Annotated in this window: 21 protein-coding genes and 2 pseudogenes; 15 read left to right on the forward strand and 8 right to left on the reverse strand. The window is 72.2% G+C overall.

Annotated elements, in window-relative coordinates; genetic code table 11:
• Positions 1–397 precede the first annotated feature (397 nt).
• Positions 398–2,521: a S9 family peptidase gene (locus tag SSQG_RS25480; RefSeq protein WP_003992730.1), complete on the reverse strand. Its 2,124-nt coding sequence runs from the start codon at positions 2,519–2,521 to the stop codon at positions 398–400.
• 176 nt (positions 2,522–2,697) lie between these two features.
• On the opposite strand from SSQG_RS25480, the gene SSQG_RS25485 reads away from it, so the two are divergent.
• On the forward strand, positions 2,698–2,892 hold the full coding sequence (locus tag SSQG_RS25485; RefSeq protein WP_003992731.1) for a hypothetical protein: 195 nt from the start codon (positions 2,698–2,700) through the stop codon (positions 2,890–2,892).
• A 69-nt stretch (positions 2,893–2,961) separates the two neighbouring features.
• Here SSQG_RS25485 and SSQG_RS25490 read toward each other — a convergent pair whose 3' ends face one another.
• Positions 2,962–3,171, reverse strand: a complete 210-nt coding sequence (locus SSQG_RS25490; RefSeq protein ID WP_003992732.1) for a DUF397 domain-containing protein — start codon at positions 3,169–3,171, stop codon at positions 2,962–2,964.
• Positions 3,168–4,052, reverse strand: coding sequence for a helix-turn-helix domain-containing protein (locus SSQG_RS25495; protein ID WP_052310348.1), 885 nt, complete (start codon positions 4,050–4,052; stop codon positions 3,168–3,170). Before SSQG_RS25495 ends, SSQG_RS25490 begins: the two co-directional genes overlap by 4 nt.
• 154 nt (positions 4,053–4,206) lie before the next feature.
• Here SSQG_RS25495 and SSQG_RS25500 point away from each other — a divergent pair, with 154 nt between their 5' ends.
• The 10 genes and pseudogenes from SSQG_RS25500 (at position 4,207) to SSQG_RS25545 (ending at position 14,086) form a co-directional block, all read left to right on the forward strand.
• Entirely contained in the window at positions 4,207–4,689 is a 483-nt protein-coding gene (locus tag SSQG_RS25500) for an ATP-binding protein (RefSeq protein ID WP_003992734.1), read from the forward strand.
• A 229-nt stretch (positions 4,690–4,918) separates the two neighbouring features.
• Positions 4,919–5,861 (forward strand): annotated as a pseudogene (locus tag SSQG_RS25505) (helix-turn-helix domain-containing protein).
• A 52-nt stretch (positions 5,862–5,913) separates the two neighbouring features.
• Positions 5,914–6,531 carry a Uma2 family endonuclease gene (locus tag SSQG_RS25510; protein ID WP_039933606.1) on the forward strand — a complete coding sequence of 206 codons (618 nt, stop codon included), beginning with the start codon at positions 5,914–5,916 and terminating at the stop codon, positions 6,529–6,531.
• A 49-nt stretch (positions 6,532–6,580) separates the two neighbouring features.
• Positions 6,581–7,441, forward strand: coding sequence for an N-acetyl-1-D-myo-inositol-2-amino-2-deoxy-alpha-D-glucopyranoside deacetylase (gene mshB / locus SSQG_RS25515; protein WP_003992737.1), 861 nt, complete (start codon positions 6,581–6,583; stop codon positions 7,439–7,441).
• Positions 7,438–7,848 carry a DUF6113 family protein gene (locus SSQG_RS25520; protein WP_003992738.1) on the forward strand — a complete coding sequence of 137 codons (411 nt, stop codon included), beginning with the start codon at positions 7,438–7,440 and terminating at the stop codon, positions 7,846–7,848. The genes mshB and SSQG_RS25520 overlap by 4 nt, the downstream gene beginning before the upstream one ends.
• A gap of 156 nt (positions 7,849–8,004) precedes the next feature.
• A pseudogene (locus tag SSQG_RS42210) lies at positions 8,005–10,495 on the forward strand (hypothetical protein).
• A gap of 171 nt (positions 10,496–10,666) precedes the next feature.
• Positions 10,667–11,578: an ABC transporter ATP-binding protein gene (locus tag SSQG_RS25530; RefSeq protein WP_003992740.1), complete on the forward strand. Its 912-nt coding sequence runs from the start codon at positions 10,667–10,669 to the stop codon at positions 11,576–11,578.
• Complete coding sequence (locus SSQG_RS25535; protein WP_003992741.1) at positions 11,575–12,315, forward strand: ABC transporter permease; 741 nt, start codon at positions 11,575–11,577, stop codon at positions 12,313–12,315. Before SSQG_RS25530 ends, SSQG_RS25535 begins: the two co-directional genes overlap by 4 nt.
• Positions 12,312–13,475 carry a sensor histidine kinase gene (locus SSQG_RS25540; RefSeq protein ID WP_003992742.1) on the forward strand — a complete coding sequence of 388 codons (1,164 nt, stop codon included), beginning with the start codon at positions 12,312–12,314 and terminating at the stop codon, positions 13,473–13,475. Before SSQG_RS25535 ends, SSQG_RS25540 begins: the two co-directional genes overlap by 4 nt.
• Positions 13,472–14,086, forward strand: a complete 615-nt coding sequence (locus SSQG_RS25545; RefSeq protein WP_003992743.1) for a response regulator transcription factor — start codon at positions 13,472–13,474, stop codon at positions 14,084–14,086. Before SSQG_RS25540 ends, SSQG_RS25545 begins: the two co-directional genes overlap by 4 nt.
• A 112-nt stretch (positions 14,087–14,198) precedes the next feature.
• Here the strand turns inward: SSQG_RS25545 and SSQG_RS25550 are convergent, their stop codons facing one another.
• Together SSQG_RS25550 and SSQG_RS25555 are read right to left on the reverse strand one after the other, a co-directional pair.
• On the reverse strand, positions 14,199–15,050 hold the full coding sequence (locus SSQG_RS25550; protein ID WP_039933607.1) for a transglutaminase-like domain-containing protein: 852 nt from the start codon (positions 15,048–15,050) through the stop codon (positions 14,199–14,201).
• A gap of 56 nt (positions 15,051–15,106) precedes the next feature.
• Positions 15,107–16,123, reverse strand: coding sequence for a GNAT family N-acetyltransferase (locus SSQG_RS25555; RefSeq protein WP_003992745.1), 1,017 nt, complete (start codon positions 16,121–16,123; stop codon positions 15,107–15,109).
• 140 nt (positions 16,124–16,263) lie between these two features.
• Between SSQG_RS25555 and fdxA the strand changes: the two genes are divergently transcribed.
• Together fdxA and SSQG_RS25565 are read left to right on the forward strand one after the other, a co-directional pair.
• Positions 16,264–16,581 carry a ferredoxin gene (fdxA, locus tag SSQG_RS25560; protein ID WP_010047804.1) on the forward strand — a complete coding sequence of 106 codons (318 nt, stop codon included), beginning with the start codon at positions 16,264–16,266 and terminating at the stop codon, positions 16,579–16,581.
• A gap of 128 nt (positions 16,582–16,709) precedes the next feature.
• The gene (locus tag SSQG_RS25565) at positions 16,710–17,801 is read left to right on the forward strand and encodes a bifunctional succinyldiaminopimelate transaminase/glutamate-prephenate aminotransferase (protein WP_003992747.1); all 1,092 of its coding nucleotides are present in this window, start codon (positions 16,710–16,712) and stop codon (positions 17,799–17,801) included.
• A 121-nt stretch (positions 17,802–17,922) separates the two neighbouring features.
• On the opposite strand, the gene SSQG_RS25570 is transcribed toward SSQG_RS25565, so the two are convergent.
• Complete coding sequence (locus tag SSQG_RS25570; protein WP_003992748.1) at positions 17,923–18,369, reverse strand: hypothetical protein; 447 nt, start codon at positions 18,367–18,369, stop codon at positions 17,923–17,925.
• A gap of 345 nt (positions 18,370–18,714) precedes the next feature.
• Positions 18,715–19,689 carry a heavy metal transporter gene (locus SSQG_RS25575; RefSeq protein WP_086025184.1) on the reverse strand — a complete coding sequence of 325 codons (975 nt, stop codon included), beginning with the start codon at positions 19,687–19,689 and terminating at the stop codon, positions 18,715–18,717.
• Between the two features lie 85 nt (positions 19,690–19,774).
• On the opposite strand from SSQG_RS25575, the gene dapE reads away from it, so the two are divergent.
• The gene (gene dapE, locus SSQG_RS25580) at positions 19,775–20,854 is read left to right on the forward strand and encodes a succinyl-diaminopimelate desuccinylase (RefSeq protein ID WP_003992750.1); all 1,080 of its coding nucleotides are present in this window, start codon (positions 19,775–19,777) and stop codon (positions 20,852–20,854) included.
• A gap of 119 nt (positions 20,855–20,973) precedes the next feature.
• Complete coding sequence (locus SSQG_RS25585; protein ID WP_003992751.1) at positions 20,974–21,732, forward strand: TIGR00730 family Rossman fold protein; 759 nt, start codon at positions 20,974–20,976, stop codon at positions 21,730–21,732.
• Between the two features lie 52 nt (positions 21,733–21,784).
• On the opposite strand, the gene folP is transcribed toward SSQG_RS25585, so the two are convergent.
• On the reverse strand, positions 21,785–22,645 hold the full coding sequence (gene folP / locus SSQG_RS25590; RefSeq protein WP_003992752.1) for a dihydropteroate synthase: 861 nt from the start codon (positions 22,643–22,645) through the stop codon (positions 21,785–21,787).
• Between the last annotated feature and the right edge of the window lie 72 nt (positions 22,646–22,717).

A 22,717-nucleotide genomic window follows, 5' to 3' on the forward strand; every position in this document is an offset into this window, starting at 1 on the left:
AGCCTGGTCCCCATCCGTCAGTGACATGCCCAGATCAACGTCCACTGATCCAGACGAAAGTCTGCTTCAGGGCGGGCGCTCAACTGCCCATTCGATGCGTGGGGCTTCCGAGGTGACTGCGCAGAAGCAAAGACAGGGTCAAGCCGCCCTCGCGAACCCGTGCTTCTCCGGGAACCGCAGTCCGTCCTCGTTGCGGGAGAGGACAACGGTCTCGATCGCCTTGGAAGTCCCCACAAACCGCTGCGAACTGCGTTAACACGCAGGCAACTTCGCTGACCCGGTCCCGATATACGGACACGTCAGGCTGATCAGCGTACGGCCGTGCGGGTGCCGTAGACGGGCCGGGGCGCGCCATGTCGCCCCGGCCCGTCGCCGTGTCCGGGAACCGGCCGGCCGGTCAGGAACCGGTGAGGCCCAGGGAACGCTTCAGGAAGTCGACCTGGAGGAGCAGCAGGTTCTCCGCGACCTGTTCCTGCGGGGTGATGTGGGTGACCCCGGACAGGGGCAGCACCTCGTGCGGGCGGCCGGCGGCCAGGAGGGCCGAGGAGAGGCGCAGGGCGTGGGCGACGACCACGTTGTCGTCGGCGAGACCGTGCACGACCATCAGGGGGCGGTGCGGCTCGGCGGGGGAGGACAGCCCGTCGGCGGTCACCAGAGAGCTCCCGGCGTACGACTCCGGGTGCCGCGCCGGGTCGCCGAGGTAGCGCTCCGTGTAGTGCGTGTCGTAGAGACGCCAGTCCGTCACCGGCGCCCCCGCGATCCCGGCGTGGAAGACGTCCGGCCGGCGCAGCACCGCGAGGCCCGCCAGCCAGCCGCCGAAGGACCAGCCGCGGATCGCCACCCGGTTCAGATCCAGCGGATACCGCTTCGCGAGGTCCTGCAAGGCCTCCACCTGGTCGTCCAGGGACAGGGTGAAGTCGTGGTGGATCCCCTTCTCCCAGGCGGGTGAGCGGCCCGGTGTGCCCCGGCCGTCCGCGACGATCACCGCGAACCCCTGGTCCGCGAACCACTGCGAGGTGAGGTACGGGTTGTGGGCCGCGAGCACCCGCTGGCCGTGCGGCCCGCCGTACGGGTCCATCAGCACCGGCAGGGGGGTGTCACCGGCGTAGTCCCGAGGCATAAGCACGGCGCACGGGATGCGGCGTGCGCCCCCCTCGGTGAGCGTCACGCGGGGGGACATACCGGGGTCTTCGGCATATGAGGGGACAGTCGCGATCGCCTTTCCGCCACGCAGGACCCGCACCCGCGAACCTGGCCGATCCAGCGTCGCCGAGACCAGGACGATCACGCCCCCGGCGCGCACCGCCGCGTGCACGCCCGGCTCCTGCGACACCCGCTCCACGCCCAGCTCGTTGACCCGGTACACATGTACCTGGCCCGTCTCCGCCTCCGCGGCCTCCTCGCCCGCCGACGCCGAGACCAGCACGTCGTGGTCGGAGACGTCCAGCACGGCCCGGACGTGCAACTGCGCTCCCGTGAGCGGCCGGTCCCCGACCGCCAGCACCCGCGCACCGCCCTCGTCCGCGATCCGGACCAGCTGCCCCGCCGGACTCCAGCACGGCACCCCGGGGAAAAGATCAAGCCAAGTTCGATCTTCGTCGGCGTGCACCATCCGCGTCGCGCCCGACTCCGGATCCACCGCCAGGATCAGCTGACCGCGCTGGTCGCGCGCCTGTACGAGCAGCAGCGGCGCGCCCGCCGCTGACCAGTGCACACGCGCCAGATACGGGTACCGCGCCCGGTCCCAGGCGACCTCCGTGCGCATCCCGTCCAGGCCGATGACGAACAGCCGTACGTCCGCGTTGCCCGTGCCCGCCGCCGGGTACGCCACCCGCTGCGGCTCGCGTTCCGGGTGCGCCGGGTCGGAGATCCACCACCGCTGCACCGGCGTGTCGTCCACGCGTGCCACGAGCAGCCGGTCCGACTCAGGGGCCCACCAGAAGCCGCGCGACCGGTCCATCTCCTCGGCCGCGATGAACTCGGCCAGTCCATATGAGACATTCTCGGAATCCGGCTCGGCGAGCGCCCGGTCGCCGTCCCCCTCGGCGCCCACGACGCGCAGGGCACCCTGGGCGACGTAGGCGATGTGCCGCCCGTCGGGCGCCGGACGCGGGTCGATCACCGGCCCCGGAGCGGGCAGTTCACGCGCCGTCCCGGCCTGCAGCTCGGCCGCGAAAAGCCGCCCTGACAAGGCGAAAGAGGCCAACTCGACAGCCTTGTCGGTGGCGTACCCGACGATGCCGGCCCCGCCCTCGCGACTGCGTTCTCGCCGGGCGCGTTCCTCGGGCGAGAGGTCCTCCGAGGCACCGCCCAGCAAGCTGCGCGGGTCGGCGGCGACGCGCTCGCGGCCCTGCTCCGTGTCGAGGACCCACAGCGAACTCGCCCGGTCCGTACCGGAACCAGAGCGAAGGAACACGACTCGTGAACCGTCGGGCGCCACAGTGAACGAACGCGGCGCGCCGAGCGTGAAGCGCTGGGTACGGGCGTGCCGTCGGGGGAAGGAGTCAGGCTCGGTCGTCATGCCCTGACCATATTGGCCATGCGCCCCCTTGTGCGGCCATGCGCCGATCGATGCGCACGGACGGATAGTTATGATCAATGTCGCATAGTGGGTATGAACCTGCTGGCTGCTGTACGGATTTAATGCCCCCATAGTCCGACCCCCGCGCCCCTGTGGATCTTTGGAGGTGAACCGCCGTGGCACTCTCGATTTCGGCGGTGGTGCTGCTGGCGATCATCGTCTTCCTGCTGATCAAGAAATCAGGACTGAAGGCGGGTCATGCGATCGTCTGCATGCTGCTCGGCTTCTACCTCGCCTCCTCGACCGTCGCTCCCACGATCAGCGAGCTGACGACGAACATCGCGGGCATGATCGGCAGCATCAAGTTCTGAGCGCCGTGGCTTCCGGCCGAGAGCCCGGGGACCCGGGGCCCCCGGCCGGAGCACATGCCTCGTTTCGCCTCAGGACCCGACCGCGTACGGCACGAAGTCGGCCCACGCGGCAGGGGTGAAGGCCAGTCGGGGACCCTCGACGTTCTTCGAGTCACGGAGGTGGACGGTGCCGGGCTGGGTGGCGAGCTCTACGCACGAGTCGCCCTCACTGCTGCTGCTGTAGCTGCTCTTGAACCACGCCAGCTCGGATGCGCCCCCGGACGAGATCTTGCGGCTCATGTCTCCCCCAGCAGTTGCTCGATGAATGAGGCCGACTCACGCGGCGTGAGGGCCTGCGCCCGGATGATGCCATACCGGAGTTCCAGGATACGGAGCTGCCTGGGCTCGGACACCGGTCGGCCGTTGGCGACCGCCGGCGAGCGTCCCACCATGGAGCCGTCGTCGAACTTCAGCACCTCGATTCCGCCTGCCAGACCGGCGTGCTCCTCCCGGTCCATCGGCATCACTTGCAGCTCGACGTTGCGCAACTGCCCGACCTCCAGCAGGTGTTCGAGTTGCTGTCGCAGCCGTGTCCTTCCTCCCAGAGGGCGCCGAAGTGCCCATTCCTCCAGGACGAAGCTGAGTTCAGGCGCTGGGTCCCGCTCGAAGACGGCCTTGCGGGCCACGCGCGCGGAGATGAACCGCTCCACTTCCTCCGCCGAGTAGGCGGGGCGCCTCATGAGGAGCAGTCCGCGCGCGTAATCAGGCGTCTGCAACAGCCCGTGGACGTTCAGCGGATCGTAGAGCTGAAGCTCCACCGCCCGAGCCTCCAGCTGCGCCAGGTCCCGCACCTTCTTCGGGTACCTGACCCTCCTCACGTCCTCCTTCATCGCCGCGACAAGCCCCCCGGCGCACAGCACCTCGTCCGCCGTGTCCAGATACTCGGGCCGGGGGATCCGCTTGCCGCTCTCGATCTTGTAGACGAGGTCCTCGCCGTACCCGACCGCCAGGGCGAAGTCGCCGACCCGGATGCCGGCCGCTTCCCGGCGGAGCCTCAACTGCCGCCCCACGGTGGCCACCACCGCGAGCGCCCAGTCGTCGTCCGGGTCCACCTCCCAGCCCGGCTCCTCCGTCTGCTCCGCCTCGGTCCTGACCCGCACAGCCTCACCGTTCACCGACATGCGCGCCCCTCCTTGGTGCCGCCTCGTACCGTCGCGCCCCGCCCGCCGGGACCGCCTGGACAGTCCGGACAGCACCGGACAAGCCCTGGACGGTAGCTCTACGTAGCGGGGCAATCACGCATCACGGTACGACCGGTCGGCCACGCTGAGTGACGTGAATCAGGAAACTCAGAAATCCGCCGAGCCCGGGACGCGCCCCGGTTCCGGCGGCGAGGTACGCAACTTCACCGTGCTGCTGTCGTCCACTCCGCGCGGTGCCCGTCTCGCCCGCCTGCTCACCGTGGACGCGCTCCGGAGCTGGGGGCTCCCGCACGAGAGGGCGAGCCACGTCGTCGCCGAACTGGCCGCCAACGCGGCCACCCACGGCCGTCTGCCCGGCCGCAGCTTCCGCGTGACCCTCTACGTGGTCGGCGCCACGCTCCGTATCGAGGTCACCGACGCGCGCGGCGACCGGCTGCCCGTGCTCCGAGCCGCCGGTGACGTGGCCGAGTCGGGCCGGGGCCTGCTGCTCGTAGAGGCGCTGGCCGACCGCTGGGGTGTGACCGAAGGGCGTTTCCCGCGCAAGACCGTCTGGGCCGAACTGGCCTTCACGCCGCCGGAACCCGTGCCCTCGCGCTCCGGTGCCGTCGGCGACTGAAAGGCGAAGAACCCCCGAGGGAAAGAACCCCTGCCAAGCCCCACCCCTCCCGCCCGCGTCCCGTGCTCACTCGCGCGGGTGAACCTCCCCGGACCGGCTGGATTTCGCGGCCCTCGAGGCCCGACGCTCAGCCCAACGCACCACCACAACCGCAGACATGCGACGGCCCCCGCCGGGACGGCAATCCCAGTGCGAGGGCCTGACCACCGAGGAAGATAGAGGCTTCCCGATGGGTACCCAGGACCCTAGCGTGCCCCCGCACGCCCAGACCCGCGTTGCGGGCAACAAGCACCCGAACCGGCGGCCCGGCGCGGCCCACCGCACCGGCGGGCTCCAGCACGACAACACCCGCCACACCACCCGCTTCACGGTGATCGGCAATCACCTGGCCCAGCACGGGGAGCTCTCGCTCCTCGCCATCGGGCTCGGCACACATCTCCAGTCGCTGCCGAAAGGCGCCCCCGCCGACATCAAGACCCTCGCCGCCCGGTTCCCCGAGGGAGCCACCCGCATCGCCGCCGCCCTGCGCGAGCTGGAGGCCCACGGCTACCTGCGCCGCGAACGCGTCCGCACCGCCACCGGCCGCATCATCACTCGCACGATCTCTTGCAACCAGCCGGCGTCAGCCCACCACCGTCCAGAAGCCCCCGCTGGGGCCGTACCGCAGCGGCGTGAGGCGTGCGAGGACAGCGGGACGCACCACGCCCCGACGGCACGTGAGAAGCGCGGGCGGAACGGGGCCGCGGCAACGCCCCGCAAGCCCCTCCCGGCCGTACCGACCCCCGCACACCCCGCCCCCGCGCTCCTCCAAGCCGCCACCGACCTCCTCGCGGACCTCCGCCGCCACGACTCCCGGGCTGCTCCTGTCCGCCTGCGACACCGCCCACCTCGCCCCGGCGTCGCCGCTGCTGGAGCGGGACGTCACCCCCGCAGCCGTACGCGGTGCCCTGACCGCCGACCTCCCGCCCGAGGGCGTACGCCGCCCGGTCGCCCTCCTGGCCCACCGCCTCGCCGCCCAGCTCCCGCCTCCGCCCCCGTTCCGGGCACCGGCCGGCCCGCAGCCGCCCCGGTACCCGATGCGGAACTGCGACGGCTGCGACCGCGCCTTCCGCTCCCCCGCCCCCAGCACGCACTGCCGCGACTGCCGCTCTGACCTCGAGGAGGCCGCCTAGCATGAACGTGACGATCCTTGCCCCTGGGCACAGACGACGAGGAGCGAGCGCCATGGCCATCGCACCCGGTAACGCGCGGCGGGACGGCTCCCATCTGTACCGGTCCATGAGGGATGTCGTGCAGTCGATGGACGACACACTCCCCGGGAAGTTCGAAGTGACCAAGGAAGGAATCGTGCACGACATGATGTCGCCGGGGGGACCGCACGAGGTCACGGCCGCGCACGTCAGCCGCCGTCTGGAGAGAGTGATGCCGGACGAGATGCTGGCCCACAACGGCACGCCCGACGTGGAGGACGTCCCCGAGGGCATCATGCGGCACCCGGACGTGATGGTGATCGCCTGGGCCGACCTAGACGTCGAAGGTTCGATCGACCCCCGTACGGTCGTCGCCGCCGTCGAGATCGTCTCCCGGTCCAACCCGGAGAACGACTGGGTGGGCAAGATGCGCGACTACCCGCTGCTCGGCATTCCGATCTACGCGATCTTCGATCCTCGTACCGGCAGCGGCGCCGTCTTCACCGACATTCACTCCACTCCGAGCGGCCCTCGCTACGCCGTGCGCAAGAACTTCGTCTACGGCGAGGACGTCACCATCGGTGAGTGGACCATCTCCACGAGCGGCCTGCCGCGCTACCAGGACGACGAGGTGCTCGACGCAGAGGGGTGACGGGCCAGGGCGCGACGAACAGCGATCCGGGGCCTCGTAGGCTGGCCCCATGACGGAACTGCCCGACCGGCGTCTTCTCCTGGTGCACGCGCACCCGGACGACGAGTCGATCAACAACGGCGCCACCATGGCCAGGTACGCGGCCGAGGGTGCCCACGTCACCCTGGTCACCTGCACCCTGGGGGAGCGCGGCGAGGTCATCCCGCCCGAGCTCGCCCACCTGACCGGCGCCGCCCTGGGCCGGCACCGCCGCCGCGAGCTCGACGCCGCCATGGCCGAGCTCGGCGTGCAGGACGTCCGCCTGCTCGGCGGCGCCGGGCGCTACAGCGACTCCGGGATGATGGGCCTGCCCGACAACGACGACCCCGCCTGCTTCTGGCAGGCCGACGTCGACGAGGCCGCCGCGCACCTCGTCGAGGTGATCCGCGAGGTACGCCCCCAGGTCCTCGTCACCTACGACGACAACGGCGGCTACGGCCACCCCGACCACATCCAGGCCCACCGCGTCGCCATGCGCGCCGCCGAGCTGTCCGCCGAGGCCGGATGGAAGATCCCCAAGGTCTACTGGAACCGGGTCCCCCGGTCCGTTGTGGAGCAGTCCTTCGCCCGGCTCCAGGACGATCTCCCGGGGCTGCCCTTCGCCAAGTCGGCCGCCGTCGACGACGTGCCGGGCGTCGTGGCCGACGAGCGCGTCACCACCGTCGTCGACGGCACCGCCCACGCCGCCGCCAAGGCCGCCGCGATGCGCGCCCACGCCACCCAGATCACCGTGGCCGAGCCGTACTTCGTGCTGTCCAACGAGCTCGCCCAGCCGATCCTCACCACGGAGTACTACGAGCTGGTGCGGGGTGAACGGGGCCCCGGGGAGCGGGAGACGGACCTGTTCGCCGGTGTCGAGGAGGCCTCGTGAACGACCGGAGCCCGATGCTCGCCCAGCCGTTGCGGCCGCCGTCCGTCGGACGGGTCGCCGCCTTCCTGGGACTGTTCCTGCTCGGTGCCGTGGTCGGCACGGCCGGGGCGCTGGTGCAGCCCGGGTGGTTCCCGGGCGGACTGCTGCTCGCGCTCGCCGGTGAGGCCGGTCTCGTCCTCGGTGCCGCGCGCCTCACCCGCAGCCGGGTCGGAGGCGTCGCGGCCGCCGGAGGCTGGATGCTCGCCGTCATCCTGCTCACCGCCAGCCGCCCCGAGGGAGACTTCCTCTTCGCCGCGGGAAGCGGCTCCTACCTCTTCCTGCTCGGCGGCATCGCCGTGGCTGTGATGTGTGCCACCCTCGGTCCGGGGCGGCAACCGGACGGCGATCCCGTCCGACTTCGCAAGTGACGTACCACTTCGCCAGAACGTGGGCGTGGGGGTCCGGTGTGGGTTTCCCCAGCGGTCACGGGATACGGGCGAGAAGTGGCCAGTATGGTGGTGCGCGCCGCCGAGCTGCCCGCGTGAGGTTGTGACGGGCGGCGGAGCCAACCGGGAGAACCTGCCTTGAGTCGTGAAACTGACACTCCGTCCTCCGGGCCCAACGGGCGCGGCGGAGCCGCCTACCCGTCGGGTACGCCGCCGTACGGGACCCCGACGGTCTCCGACGCCGGTGCGGACGCGGCCCGTTCGGCCACGCGGCCGGAGGAACGCAAGACCGAGACCACGCTGACGACCCGGATCCGGATCAACATCCCCGGGTCGCGGCCCATTCCGCCGGTGGTGGTGCGCAAGCCCGTCACGGGGGCGCAGGGCGCGGACGACACCGGGGCCGGCGCGGGTGCGCGGCCCGGCGACGAAGCGACGGCGCCAGGTGCCGCCACGCCCACGGGCGCGGGCGCGGCCGAGCCCGCCGCCGATCCCGCCCGGCCCGGGGACGACAAGCCCACCAGCGACTGGTTCGCGCCCCGCAAGTCCGGCTCGGGCAAGCCGGGCCAGGGGAGTGGCTCCACCAACGGTGCCGGGCTGCCAGGCGCTTCGGGCCCCGCGGCGGGCGGTTCCGGAGCGGGCGGACCTGGTTCGGCCGCTCCCGGTACCGGTGCGTCGGGTGCCGGGCGACCGGGCGGCGTGGTCGGCTCCATGAGTGCTCCGGGCGGTTCCCGGCCCGGCTCCACCAACGGCTCCGGGCTGCCGGGCGGTGCGACCGGCGGACCCGTCGCGCCCGGGCACGGCGGGGGTACCGGCTCCTTCGACGTCACCGAGGCACTCGCGGCGGGCCCGCTGGGCAACGGTTCGCGTCCCGCCCCGGGCAGTGGCGAACCGCGCCGCGACGACCTGCCGTTCTTCTCGGAGAACGACCGAGGGCAGAACGGGCAGAGCGGACAAGGCGCCTACGGTGGTCAGGGGGGCCCTGGCGCTCCCGACGGCGCCGGTGGGCCCGGCGGCCGCGGCGGGCAGGGCACCCCGGGCCCGGCGGGCCCGACCGGCGGGCCGGTCACCGGGGACGGCCCGATGTTCCCACCGTCAGGCGGACCGGGCGGACCCGGCGGACCCGGTGCTTTCCACGACTCCGGCAGGCCGGGTGGCCCCGGTGGCCCCGGCGGTATCGACGCGCCCGGTCGCCCGGGCGGTCCCGGTGACCCCGGCGGCTTTCAGCGACCCCGGCCGCCCCGGCGGCCCCGGCGCGCCCTCCGGCCCCGGAGCCGTAGGCGGCCCCGGCCCGAGGAGCGGCGGCCCCGGTGGTCCTGGTGGCCCCGGCCCGAGGAACGGCGCCCCAGGAGGCCCCCCGGGCCCGCGCAACACCGCTTCTCCCGGCGCACCCGCCACCCCCGGCGCCCCGGGTCACGGCCCCGGTGGCGGTCTGAGCGACGACACCGCCATCCTCACCCCGCAGAAGCCGGCCCCCGAACCTCCGGAGGGCCAGGGCTACGGCGGTGCCCGCCACGACAACGTCTCCGGGCACACCGTCACCAGCGGCATCCCCGTCGTACCGCCCGGCGCGGCCTCGCCGTACGGCCCGGGCGCGCCCGGCGACGGCCCGGTGCCCCACGCGGCCCCGAAGCTGCCCGAGCCGGTCTCCCCGCCCCCGGCCGGTTCCTCGAAGGCGCCGAAGAAGAAGGGGCGCAACAAGCTGGTGCTGCTCGCCGTCGGTCTGGTGGTCGTCGCCGGTGGCGTCTACGGCGCCGGGCTGCTGATGAACCGCACCGACGTGCCCAAGGGCACCAGTGTGCTCGGCGTCGACATCGGCGGCACCACCCGTGACGGCGCGGTCAAGAAGCTCGACGAGGCCTTCGACACCAACGCCGGCAAGCCGCTCAAGCTGTCGGTGGAGGGCAAGACCGTGTCCCTCGACCCGGACAAGGCCGGACTCCAGTTCGACATGGACGCCACGGCCGACGCGGCGGCGAAGAGCGACTACAACCCGGTCTCCGTGATCGGCTCGCTCTTCGGCAACCACCGTGTCGTCACGCCGGTCATGCCCGTGGACGAGGAGAAGCTGCACGCGTCCCTGGAGGGTGCCTCCGGCGGCGCCGGCTCGGCGTCCGACGGCACCATCAAGTTCCAGGGCGGCAAGGCCGTCGCCGTGTACGGCAAGGCGGGCAAGGGCATCGACGTCGCCAAGTCGACCGCGGCGATCGAGGAGGCGTACCGCACGCAGGTGGAGACGGGCACGGCCGGGAAGGTGAACCTCCCGACCACCACCCGGCAGCCGACCGTCTCGAACGCCGAGGTCGACCGGGTGCTGAAGGACTTCGCGCAGCCCGCGATGTCGGCCAAGGCCATCGTGCAGACCGACGCGGCGCACAGCATCCCGTTCGGATCGCTGTCGCTGCCGAAGATCCTCGGATTCAAGGCCGTGGGCGGCAAGCTCGTGGAGACGTACGACCTGGAAGCGCTCAAGGAGGCGTACGGCACGACCTTCGACGGCGTGCAGATCCAGACCGCCACCGGGAAGCGTGACGTGCTGCCGCAGGACGTCGTCTCCGCACTGCGCAAGGCGCTGCGCGGCAAGACGACGGCGGAGCGCACCGCGGTCATCGACACCAGCCCGAACTGATCGCCGCCCGTGACGACGAAGCCCCTGCCCGGATCGGGCGGGGGCTTCGTCGTCACGGGCGTGCGGCTGTCCCGGACGCGGTGCCGGGCGACCCCGGCATGACACCTGTCATGCGGCAGTCCGGACGCCCGACACTGCCCCCGCCGGCGCCCCCGAAGCCACCATGACCGCATGACAACGACAGCCTCGGTGGTCGCCTTCGACCAGGTGAGCAAGGCGTACGGCACCGTCCGGGCCGTGGACGGACTGACCCTCGACCTCAGCCCCGGTGAGACGGTGGCGCTGCTGGGCCCCAACGGCGCCGGCAAGTCCACCACCCTCGACCTGCTCCTCGGCCTCAAGAACCCGGACCGCGGCACGGTCCGCCTGTTCGGCACCAGCCCCCGGGACGCCATCGTCGCCGGGCGGGTGGGAGCCATGCTGCAGAGCGGCGGGCTGATGGACGAGGTCACCGTCGCCGAACTGGTGCGGCTCGCCTGCGACCTGCACCCGAAGCCGTACCGGCCCTCCGAGGTGCTGTCCCGCGCGGGCATCGCGCAGATCGCCGACCGCAAGGTCGACAAGCTCTCCGGCGGCCAGGCCCAGCGCGTCCGCTTCGCCCTCGCCACCGCCGGCGACAGCGACCTCATCGTCCTGGACGAGCCCACCACCGGTATGGACGTCACCACCCGCCGGGCCTTCTGGGCCACCATGCGCGAGCAGGCCGACCAGGGCCGGACCGTGCTGTTCGCCACCCACTACCTCGAAGAGGCCGACGCCGTCGCCGACCGGGTCCTGGTCCTGCACCGCGGCCGGCTCCTCGCCGACGGCACCGCCGCCGAGATCAAGGCGAAGGCGGGCGCCCGCCGCATCTCCTTCGACCTGGCGGACACCGTCGACGAGGACGCCCTGCGCGGCCTGCCCTTCCTGACCTCCCTGGCCGTCTCCGGCCGGACCGTCCGCATCCAGTCCTCCGACGCCGACGCCACCGTCCACGCCCTGTACGGCCTCGGCGTCTTCCCGAGGAACCTCGAAGTCGCCGGGCTCGGCCTGGAGCAGGCCTTCGTGGCCATCACCACCGCCGAGGAGGCGACGTCCAAGTGAACGGCCTGATCAAGCTGGAACTCGCGCGCGCCCTGCGCAACCGCAAGTTCCTGTTCTTCTCCGTGATCTACCCGGCACTGCTGTTCCTGATCATCGCGGGCAACGCCGACAGCACCACCGAGGTCCCCGGCAGCGCCCTGACCCTGCCGACCTACATGATGGTCTCCATGGCCTCCTTCGGTGCCCTCACGGCCGTCCTCATGGGCAACAGCGAGCGCATCGCCAAGGAGCGCGAGGGCGGCTGGGTGCGGCAACTGCGCCTGACCACCCTGCCGGGCCGTGGGTACGTCCTCGCCAAGACCGCGAGCGCCGCCGTCGTCAGCCTGCCGTCCATCGTCATCGTCTTCGTCGTCGCGGCGGCCGTGAAGGACGTGACCCTGGACCCCTGGCAGTGGCTCGCCCTCACCGGCGCGATCTGGGCCGGCAGCCTGGTCTTCGCCGCGCTCGGCGTGGCCCTCGGCTACCTGGCGAGCGGAGACGCGGTCCGCCCGATCACGATGATCACCTACTTCGGCCTGTCGATGCTCGGCGGCCTGTGGATGCCGACGACGACGTTCCCCGACTGGCTCCAGAACATCGCCAAGTGGCTGCCCACGCACGCGTACGCTGCCCTGGGGCAGGCCATCGAGCAGAGCCGCGCCCCACACGTCCAGGACCTCGCGGTCCTCGTCGTGTCCTTCGCCCTGTTCGCGGGCGGCGCGGCCTGGCTGTACCGGAAGGACACCTTGAAGGCGTGAGCGGCGTGAGGATCGGTATCGGGCAGCGCCCGGTCAACCGCAAGCAGCGGGCGGTGAAGTCGCTGTGGACCGGCATCTGGCTGGTCTACCTGAGCGCACCCGTCACCGACCTGCTGCACGGCGGCCACAGCACGGGGGTGAGCATCCTCGGCTGGCTCGGCCTGGCCGCTTTCGTCGCCTGGTACATGGCGCTGGTCTTCCGCACCGGCCGGGGCGAGCGCGACGGCCTGGTGCTCGGCTCCCTCGGAGTCCTCGCGGCCCAGTCCACGCTCCTCGCCCTCACCCTGGGCCGCGAGTGGCTGGTGCTCTTCGTGTACGTCTCGATCGCGTCCGGGGCGGCCCTGCCGCTGCGTATGGCGCGCTGGACGATCCCGGCCGCGTGCGCGCTGCTGACCGCCGTGGCGCTCGCGGTGCCGGGCGGTCACTCCTTCCTGGGCGGCCTGCTCATCCCGGCCCTGCTCGGCGGCTTCGCGATGACCGGCGTACGCGAACTCGTCCGGACGACCATCGCGCTGCGGGAGGCCCGCGCCACCGTCGCCCAGCTCGCCGCCAACGAGGAACGCCTGCGCCTGGCCAGGGACCTGCACGACCTGCTCGGCCACTCGCTCTCCCTGATCACCCTCAAGAGCGAGCTGGCCGGCCGGATGCTCCCCGACCACCCCGGCAAGGCCGCCCAGCAGGTCGCCGACATCGAACAGGTCAGCCGGCAGGCCCTGGTCGACGTCCGCGAGGCCGTCACCGGCTACCGCCGCCCCCGGATGAGCGGCGAACTCGCCGGTGCCCGGGTCGCCCTCACCGCGGCCGGCGTCACCGCCGAGCTGCCCGCCGACACCGACCTCGCCGATGTCCCCGAGGAGAGCGAGTCCGCCCTGGCCTGGGCGCTGCGCGAGGCGGTCACCAACGTCGTACGGCACAGCGGGGCCCGCCGCTGCACGGTCGAGCTGCTGCGCCGCCAGACCCTCGACGGCCCCGTGCTCGAACTCACCGTCGAGGACAACGGCTCGGGCGGCCGGGGCGGCCACGGCAACGGCCTCACGGGCCTCACCGAACGCCTGACGAAGGCGGGCGGCACCCTGGAGGCGGCTCCGTACAAGCACGGCTTCCGCCTGGTCGCCCGCGTGCCCACGGCCGGACCGGCGGACGTAGGATCCCCGGCATGAGCCGCACGATCAAGGTCCTGCTCGCCGAGGACCAGTCGATGGTCCGCGAGGCCCTGGCCGCCCTGCTCGGCCTGGAGGAGGACATCGAGGTCGTCGCCCAGGTGGCCCGCGGCGACGAGGTCCTTCCGGCGGCCCGCGCGCACTCCGTCGACGTGGCCCTCCTGGACATCGAGATGCCCGGCGCGACGGGCATAGAGGCCGCGGCCCTGCTGCACGCCGAACTCCCGGCCGTGAAGCTGGTCATCCTCACCACCTTCGGCCGCCCCGGCTACCTCCGCAGCGCCATGGAGTCCGGCGCCGACGCCTTCCTGGTCAAGGACGCCCCCGCCGCCCAGCTCGCCGAAGCGGTCCGCAAGGTCCTCACCGGCGAACGCGTCATCGACCCCACCCTCGCGGCGGCGGCCCTGGCGGAGGGCGCCAACCCGCTGACGGACCGGGAACGAGAAGTCCTGCGAGCGGCCTCCGACGGCTCCACGAACGCGGAACTGGCAACGGCCCTGCACCTCTCCCAGGGCACGGTCCGCAACTACCTCAGCACAGCCATCCAGAAACTGGCGGTCCGCAACCGGGCGGAGGCGGTCCGGGTGGCCCGCGAAAAGGGCTGGTTGTAGTACGGGCCCCAAAGGGGCGCGGGTCTGTGTCGATATGCGGCTCCGCCGCGTGAGCGCGATCAACCACGACAAGCCCGCACACTCACACCACGCGAAGCCCTACGGCGAGAGGTCAGTTCAACATCGCCCGGGCCGCCGAAGCCTCCCCCCGCACCCGCTCCGAGGCCGCCTCATCCACCGCCGATACGACGTCCGCATACGCCTCCAACTCCACGGCACCGCCGACGAAATCCCCCCGCTGAACGAGCAACTGCGCCCGCTCGTACCGCAACCGCGCCGGATGCGACGGCAACAGCAGCGACAACTCGACCGCCCACAACGCAACGTCCGACCGCTCCGGCCGAGCCACCGCCCACGCCCGCACGTTGTTCAGGATCCGCAGCACCACGTCCAGCGGATCGGCCGGCCGCAACATCGCCGGATCCAGCCGCGCCCCGGTCGCCCCCACGACGAGCAACTCGGCGTCCGCCCCGGTCAGCACCCGCCCACCGTCGAACGGATCGGCGAGCACCTGCTCCGCACCGGACCCGAACCCGACCACGAAGTGCCCCGGCAGAGCCACCCCGCACACCGGCGCACCGGCCCGCCGGGCCACCTCCATCCACACCACGGACAGCAGAATCGGCAACCCCCTCCGTCGCACCAGCACCTCGTGCAACAGCGAGGACTCCAGCCGCTGGTAGTCGGCCGGGGTGCCGTGGAACCCCGTGCGCTCACCGAGCAGCTCCCGCAGGGCGACGGCCCACGCGCGCGGCCCTCCGGGCCGGTGCGGCAGCAGCCCGGCCAGCCGGTCGAGCTCGACCTGCGCTTCGTCCAGGCCGCCCTCGTCCAGCTCCCGGTCCGCCTCCGCGCCCACCAGCAGGCACAGCGTCGACAGATCGGGCCGCTCGGACCGGGCCTCTTCGGAGAACCTCCGCCGCAGCTCGGCGGAACGCTCCGGGGAGGGGGGATACGGGGGACGCATAGCTGGCTCGTGCCCTCTCACAACGTTCCGTCATCGCGATCCGACATCGCGATCAGTCACCGGCGGCCCGTGCCGTCGGCCTCCGGCGCCCGGTAGTGGTGGTAGGCGTGGTGCGCGGCGAATCCCAGGCCGGCGTACAACGCCCGCGCTCCCTCATTCTCGTCCTCGACCTGGAGCCACGCGGCAGACGCGCCCTCGTCGAGGGCCTGCCGGGCCAGCGCCGCCATCACGGCCGTTCCCAGCCCCTGCCGCCGCAGCGCCGGATCGACCTCCACGGCGGCGAACCCGGCCCACCGCCCGTCGACGACACACCGCCCGACGGCGGCCGGAGCGGCCCCCGCGGCACCCGGCACGGTCGCGAACCACACCGACGGACCGCTCCCCAGCACCCGCAGCGCCACCTCGCTCACACCCTTGCGCTGGTAGCGGGCCAGCCACGCCTCGTCGGCGTCCCGGGACAGCACGACCCCCGACGGCTCGGCACGGTCGGCGACCGGCGCGAGCGGACCGATCCACATCTCGGCGGTCACCTCGCGCACCCAGCCCCGCGCCTCCAGCTCGGCACAGAGCAGCTCCTGCGTGCCCTCGGCGCCGGTCGCGGTCTGGACGTAGGCGGGCAGGCCGCGGTCGTCGTACCACCGCCGCACCGCCCCCAGCGCCTCGTCGAGAGGCACTCCGGGATCGCCGAGCGGCAGCACCGAATTGGCCCGCCGCGTGAACCCGGAGGCGGCCCGCAGCTCCCACTCCCCGAGCCGCTCGCTCTCCACGGGCCGCCAGGCCCGGGCGGCGACCCGGGCCAGTTCGTCGTAGGAAGCGGCCGGACCACGGCGACGCGCCGGGACGGACGGCACGACCTTGCCCGCGACCAGCGTGGATTCCGCGATGCGGACGCTTTGGCCGTCCTTCCGTGTGATCAGCAGCACACCCTTGTCCCATGATGTGAGAACACCGACCGTGTCGGTGAACTTCTCACCTGGAGCCGCATGTTCGATCAAGCTCCGTACGGAGACCCGTTTTCCCACGTCAGCAGTGGTGATACGGACCTCGAGTCGCCCGGCGGCAGAGATTTCCACTGGTCAGTTCACCCCTCCTGTTCGGATCGTGCCCAGGAACGGAGATACTAGGGGTGGGCATCGACGACGCCGCGCTCCCGCGCGCCAGGCGGCGGAGCCTGAGGAGGCCCGCCAGCGCCCTATCGAGGAGGAACGACAGCGTGACCTACGTCATCGCGCAGCCTTGTGTCGACGTCAAGGACAAGGCGTGCATCGAGGAGTGCCCGGTCGACTGCATCTACGAGGGCTCCCGGTCCTTGTACATCCACCCGGACGAATGCGTCGACTGTGGTGCCTGCGAGCCGGTCTGCCCGGTCGAGGCGATCTTCTACGAGGACGACACCCCGGAGGAGTGGAAGGACTACTACAAGGCGAACGTCGAGTTCTTCGACGAGCTCGGCTCGCCCGGCGGCGCCAGCAAGCTGGGGCTGATCGAGCGCGACCACCCCTTCATCGCCGCGCTGCCGCCGCAGGCCTAGTCACCGCAAGCGGCCCGCACACCGTGCCGCCTCGGTCCCGTACGGCCCGATCACGCCCTGATCGCCGTACGGGGCCGAGGCGTTTCCCGGCACCCGGCTCGTGCGAACCAGAAAGTGAGCCAGAACCCGTGTCCGCAGTCTCCGACCGCCTTCCCACCTTCCCCTGGGACAAGCTGACGCCGTACAAGGCCACGGCCGCCGCCCACCCGGACGGCATCGTGGACCTGTCCGTCGGTACCCCGGTCGACCCGGTCCCCGAGCTGATCCAGAAAGCACTGGTCGCCGCGGCGGACTCGCCGGGCTACCCGACCGTCTGGGGCACGCCCGAGCTGCGCGACGCGATCACCGGCTGGGTGGAGCGCCGTCTCGGCGCCCGGGACGTCACCCACCGCCACGTCCTGCCGATCGTCGGCTCCAAGGAGCTCGTCGCCTGGCTCCCGACCCAGCTGGGCCTCGGCCCCGGCGACCGGGTGGCCTACCCGCGCCTGGCCTACCCGACGTACGAGGTCGGCGCCCGCCTGGCCCGTGCCGAGTACGAGGTCTACGACGACCCGACGGAGCTGGACCCCGAGGGCCTGAAGCTGCTCTGGCTGAACTCCCCGTCGAACCCGACCGGCAAGGTCCTGTCGAAGACGGACCTCACCCGGATCGTGGCGTGGGCCCGCGAGCACGGCGTCCTGGTCTTCTCCGACGAGTGCTACCTGGAGCTGGGCTGGGAGGCCGACCCGGTCTCGGTGCTGCACCCGGACGTCAACGGTGGCTCGTACGACGGCATCGTGTCCGTCCACTCCCTCTCCAAGCGCTCGAACCTCGCCGGCTACCGCGCGGCCTTCCTGGCGGGTGACCCGGCCGTCCTCGGCCCGCTCCTGGAGATCCGCAAGCACGGCGGCATGATGACGTCCGCGCCGACGCAGGCGGCGGTGGTGGCCGCGCTGGGCGACGACGACCACGTCCGCGTCCAGCGTGCGCGCTACGCCTCAAGGCGCGAGCTCCTGCGCGAGGCCCTGCTCACCCACGGCTTCCGGATCGAGCACAGCGAGGCCAGCCTCTACCTGTGGGCCACCCGGGGCGAGTCCTGCTGGGACACGGTCGCCCACCTCGCGGAACGGGGCGTCCTCGTGGCTCCCGGCGACTTCTACGGCCCGGCGGGCGCGGAGTTCGTCCGCGTGGCCCTGACGGCGACGGACGAGCGGATCGCCGCGGCGGTACGCCGGCTGTGACCGCCGGGGGGGCGGCGGCGGTTCCGACCGGCCGCACCGGCCCCACCGGCCCACACGCACACGGCGACGGGGCCCAGGGAAGCTCCCTGGACCCCGTCGCCGTGTGCGTGCGGGCCCGGCCTCAGCCGATGGGCAGGCCCTTCGTCGGCAGCGAGCCCGCGGCCGGCACTCCGCCCTTCGTCAGAGAGCCCGTCGGCAGGCCCCCCTTCGCGGAACCGGCCGTGTCACCGACGAGCTGCCCGGCGGAGCCCGCGGCGTCACCCGCCGCCTTCTGCGCGACAGGGGTGGCCTTCTTGACCACTCCGCCGCCGAGCTTGCCCGCGGTCGGCACGGCCTTCTTCACCGACTTGCCGCCGGTGTCACCCGCGGACTTGGTGACCTCGCGCGCCGCACCGTCGACGGTGTTGCCGACGCTCGCCCCGTCCAGGGCGGTCAGGCCGCCGAGATTCGGGGAGGCCGGCAGCTCGGGGGCCGCACTGGCGGAGCCGGCCGCACCGACCCCGGCAGCCGCTCCCGCAGCGACGATCAGCGCGGCACGGGCGATCCGGCGGGTCAGGGGGAGGGACATGGTGCTCCTTCGACGGGAGAGAACAGTGAGCTTCGTGAAATGTCCGACCGGGGCCGGGACTTGATCGACTGGCTGCTGATCGCCCCGGCTCGGGCGCAGTGACTACCGCTCGAAGCCCGCGAAGGTTGCGGAGGCGCAACGTAAAGACTTGGTAATGCGTCGCATAATCGGGTAGGGACAAAAGGGCGAAAAGGCCGGCGAGGAGAAAGTCCGCCGAATCCTTCCCGCCCTTTGCTCCCAAGGGTCTCGTGGAGTCCCGGGTGAGGAAGCGAAAACCTGCGCGCACCGTCACGGCCGAGCCGCGCGTGCAACCCCCGGGGGTGAGCTCCCGTACCCCTGCACGAGCTAGCGCATCGTGACAATACGGACGGCGTTCACGTCCCGTTCCGTACCCGAGCCGCCCTGCGCCGAGGAGGCCCGCCACTCGCTGGCGGTGTTCCCGGCGACCCACTCCCGCCCCGCGTACGTGACGCGCGCGATGTGCAGCTCGGAGGCGTTGGCCACGGACCAGTGCGCCAGCTGCCAGCCGCGCTGCTCGGTGTTCCGCCCGGTGGCGGAACCGGCGTCGGCGGTCACGGGCAGTGTCACGGTCCGGCCGTCGGTGCCGCCCGGGGACGGCGTCGGGGTGGACGCCGGCGCGTCGCCCACCTGAGCGCCGGCCGGCTCCAGGACGTCCCGCCCGAAGTCCCGCACGAGCGCGGCCCGCACCCCGTCGGGGCCCGTCGCCCGGGTCGCGGCCGGACGGCCCTCGCAGGTCAGCGTGGCCGCGGACTGCCCGGTGAGGGCCGCGGCGAGCAGCGCGGCGTCCGGCTCGTGCTTGGCGTAGGCCTGGGGGAAACCGCTGCGCTGGACGCGCTGCGCGGCGACGGTGAGGGGCAGCCGCGTGTAGCCGGGCACCTTGACCAGGTGGTCGTAGAACTCACCGGCCGAGTACGCCGGGTCCAGGATCTCCTGCGGCGTGCCCCAGCCCTGCGAGGGCCGCTGCTGGAAGAGCCCGAGCGAATCCCGGTCGCCGTGCTTGATGTTGCGCAGGGCCGACTCCTGCAGCGCGGTCGCCAGCGCGATGGTCACGGCCCGCTCCGGCAGGCCCCGCCCGGTGCCCACGGCGGTGATCGTCGCCGCGTTCACCGCCTGCTCGGGCGAGAACTCGTACGACGCCCCGTCGCCCTTGCCGGAGACGACTTTGCAGCCCGGTTCGCCCGTGCCTCCGGTGACGTACTGCACGACGAGGTAACCGGCGACCGCGAGCAGGATCACGAAGGCGGATCCGCATCGAAGGAGACGGCCACGGCGCTTGGGGGTGGGGGACGGCTCTGGCACGTCGTACAAAATACTGGAGAGTACTGAGTGCCTTGGGCCGGATGGGGACACTGGGCACCGGACCAGGCGCGTTAGGGTCGACGGCATGGCGCACACCTCGCTCGACCTCACGCTGGACGCCGCGGAGCTCACCGCCCGGCTCGTCGACTTCCGCTCCGAGAGCGGCACCGAGAAGCCGCTCGCGGACGCGGTCGAGACCGCACTGCGCGCGCTGCCCCATCTCACGGTCGACCGGTACGGCAACAACGTCGTGGCCCGGACGAACCTGGGCCGCTCGGAGCGGGTGATCCTGGCCGGCCACATCGACACCGTCCCGATCGCGGACAACGTCCCCTCCCGGCTCGACGAGGACGGCGTGCTGTGGGGTTGCGGCACCTGCGACATGAAGTCGGGCGTCGCGGTGCAGTTGCGCATCGCGGCCACGGTCCCCGCGCCCAACCGCGACCTGACCTTCGTCTTCTACGACAACGAGGAGGTCGCGGCGGAGCTGAACGGCCTCAAGCACGTCTCCGAGGCGCACCCCGAGTGGCTCCAGGGCGACTTCGCGGTGCTCCTGGAACCGTCCGACGGCCAGGTCGAGGGCGGCTGCCAGGGCACCCTGCGGGTGCTGCTGAAGACCACGGGCGAGCGGGCCCACTCGGCACGCGGCTGGATGGGCTCCAACGCGATCCACAAGGCCGCCCCGATCCTCGCCCGCCTCGCCTCCTACGAACCCCGCTGGCCGGTCATCGACGGCCTCGAGTACCGCGAGGGCCTGAACGCGGTGGGCATCACCGGGGGAGTGGCCGGCAACGTGATCCCCGACGAGTGCGTCGTCACCGTCAACTTCCGCTACGCCCCCGACCGCACACCGGAGGAGGCCGTCGCCCACGTCCGCGAGGTCTTCGCGGACTGCGGGGTGGAGGAGTTCGAGGTCGACGACCACAGCTCCGCGGCGATGCCCGGCCTGTCCCACCCGGCGGCGAAGGCGTTCATCGAGGCGGTGGGCGGCACGCCGATGCCGAAGTACGGCTGGACCGACGTCTCCCGCTTCTCCGCCCTGGGCGTCCCGGCCGTCAACTACGGCCCGGGCAACCCCCACTTGGCGCACAAGCGGGACGAGCGGGTGGAGATCGCGAAGATCCTCGCGGGCGAGGAGCGTCTGCGGAACTGGCTGACCGCCTGACCCCGCCGGGACGCCTTCGTGTTTACGCTGCTCCATCGCGGACATGCTCACGTCCCTCGTTGGTAACCCGCGTAGATCTACGCTGAGGTGGAACGACAGGCACGACGGAGGGAGCGCACATGGCGACCGGCAACCCCGAGGGGAAGAAGCAGCCGCCGGAGGAAAAGCGCCTGGGCCCGGTCCTCCAGCGGCGGGACCAGGTGCAGGCCAGCACCACCGACCAGCGGCTGCTGGACGAGCGAGCCCCCTCCGACTGGGTGCACACCGACCCCTGGCGCGTGCTGCGCATCCAGTCGGAGTTCATCGAGGGCTTCGGCACGCTCGCGGAACTCCCCCCGGCGATCAGCGTCTTCGGCTCGGCCCGGACCTCGGCGGACTCGCCCGAGTACGAGGCGGGTGTCCGGCTGGGCAGGGGCCTGGTGGAGGCGGGCTTCGCGGTCATCACGGGCGGCGGCCCGGGCGCGATGGAGGCGGCCAACAAGGGTGCCCTCGAGGCGAGCGGCATCTCGGTCGGCCTCGGCATCGAGCTGCCGTTCGAACAGGGCCTGAATCCGTACGTCGACATCGGCCTGAACTTCCGGTACTTCTTCGTCCGGAAGATGATGTTCGTCAAGTACGCGCAGGGCTTCGTGGTCCTGCCCGGCGGCCTCGGCACCCTCGACGAGCTCTTCGAGGCCCTCACCCTCGTCCAGACCCAGAAGGTCACCCGCTTCCCCATCGTGCTCTTCGGCAGCGAGTACTGGGGCGGGCTGGTCGACTGGCTCCGCGACACGGTCATCGCCCAGCACAAGGCCGCGGAGAAGGACCTCCTCCTGTTCCACGTCACGGACGACGTGGACGAGGCGGTGGCCCTGGTGTCGAAGGAGGCGGGCCGGTAGGAGGCCTTTCGAGCTCAGCCTCCTGTCCGACAGCTTCGGGTGGTGGGCCGGCCTAGGCCAGCCCACGCCGGGCAACGGCAGGCTCCCGCCACCCCGCGATCGCCGCGACCATGTCCAGCACCTGCCGCGTCTCGGCGACCTCATGCACCCGGTACACCTGCGCCCCCAACCACGCGGACACCGCGGTCGTCGCCAACGTCCCCACCACCCGCTCCTTGACGGGCCGGTCCAGTGACTCCCCCACGAAGTCCTTGTTGGACAGGGACACCAGCACGGGCCACCCCGTGGCGACCATCTCGTCCAGCCGCCGAGTCGCCTCCAGACTGTGCCGCGTGTTCTTCCCGAAGTCGTGCCCGGGATCGATCAGCACGGACTCCCGCGGCACCCCCAGCTCCACGGCCCGCTCGGCCAGCCCGACCGTCACATCCAGGATGTCGGCCATGACATCGTCGTACTGCACCCGATGCGGCCGGGTGCGCGGCTCCGCGCCCCCGGCGTGCGTGCACACCAGCCCCGCTCCATAGCGCGCGGCGACCTCGGCGAGACCCGGATCCACCCCGCCCCACGCGTCGTTCAGCAGGTCCGCCCCCACCTCGCACACGGCCGCCCCGACCTCGGCCCGCCAGGTGTCCACACTGATGATCACGTCCGGGAAGCGCCGCCGCACCTCCGCCACGAAGCCGACCGTCCGCCGGACCTCCTCCTCGGCCGTGACCTCCTCGCCCGGCCCGGCCTTGACCCCGCCGATGTCGATGATCGCGGCCCCGTCGGCCACCGCCTGCTCCACGCGCGCGAGGGCCGGCTCGTCACGGAAGGTGGCCCCCTGGTCGTAGAAGGAGTCCGGCGTCCGGTTCACGATCGCCATGATCACCGGCTCGTGCGGCTCGAATTCCCGCCTGCCCAGCCTGAGCATCCCCTGTGACCTTTCCTGTTACGACCCGTCTTCCGCCGCCTGCGACCCTAACGGCCGGGCTCGCATGGCACG

The organism is Streptomyces viridochromogenes DSM 40736 (genome assembly GCF_000158955.1).
Classification (GTDB): Bacteria; Actinomycetota; Actinomycetes; order Streptomycetales; family Streptomycetaceae; genus Streptomyces; species Streptomyces venetus.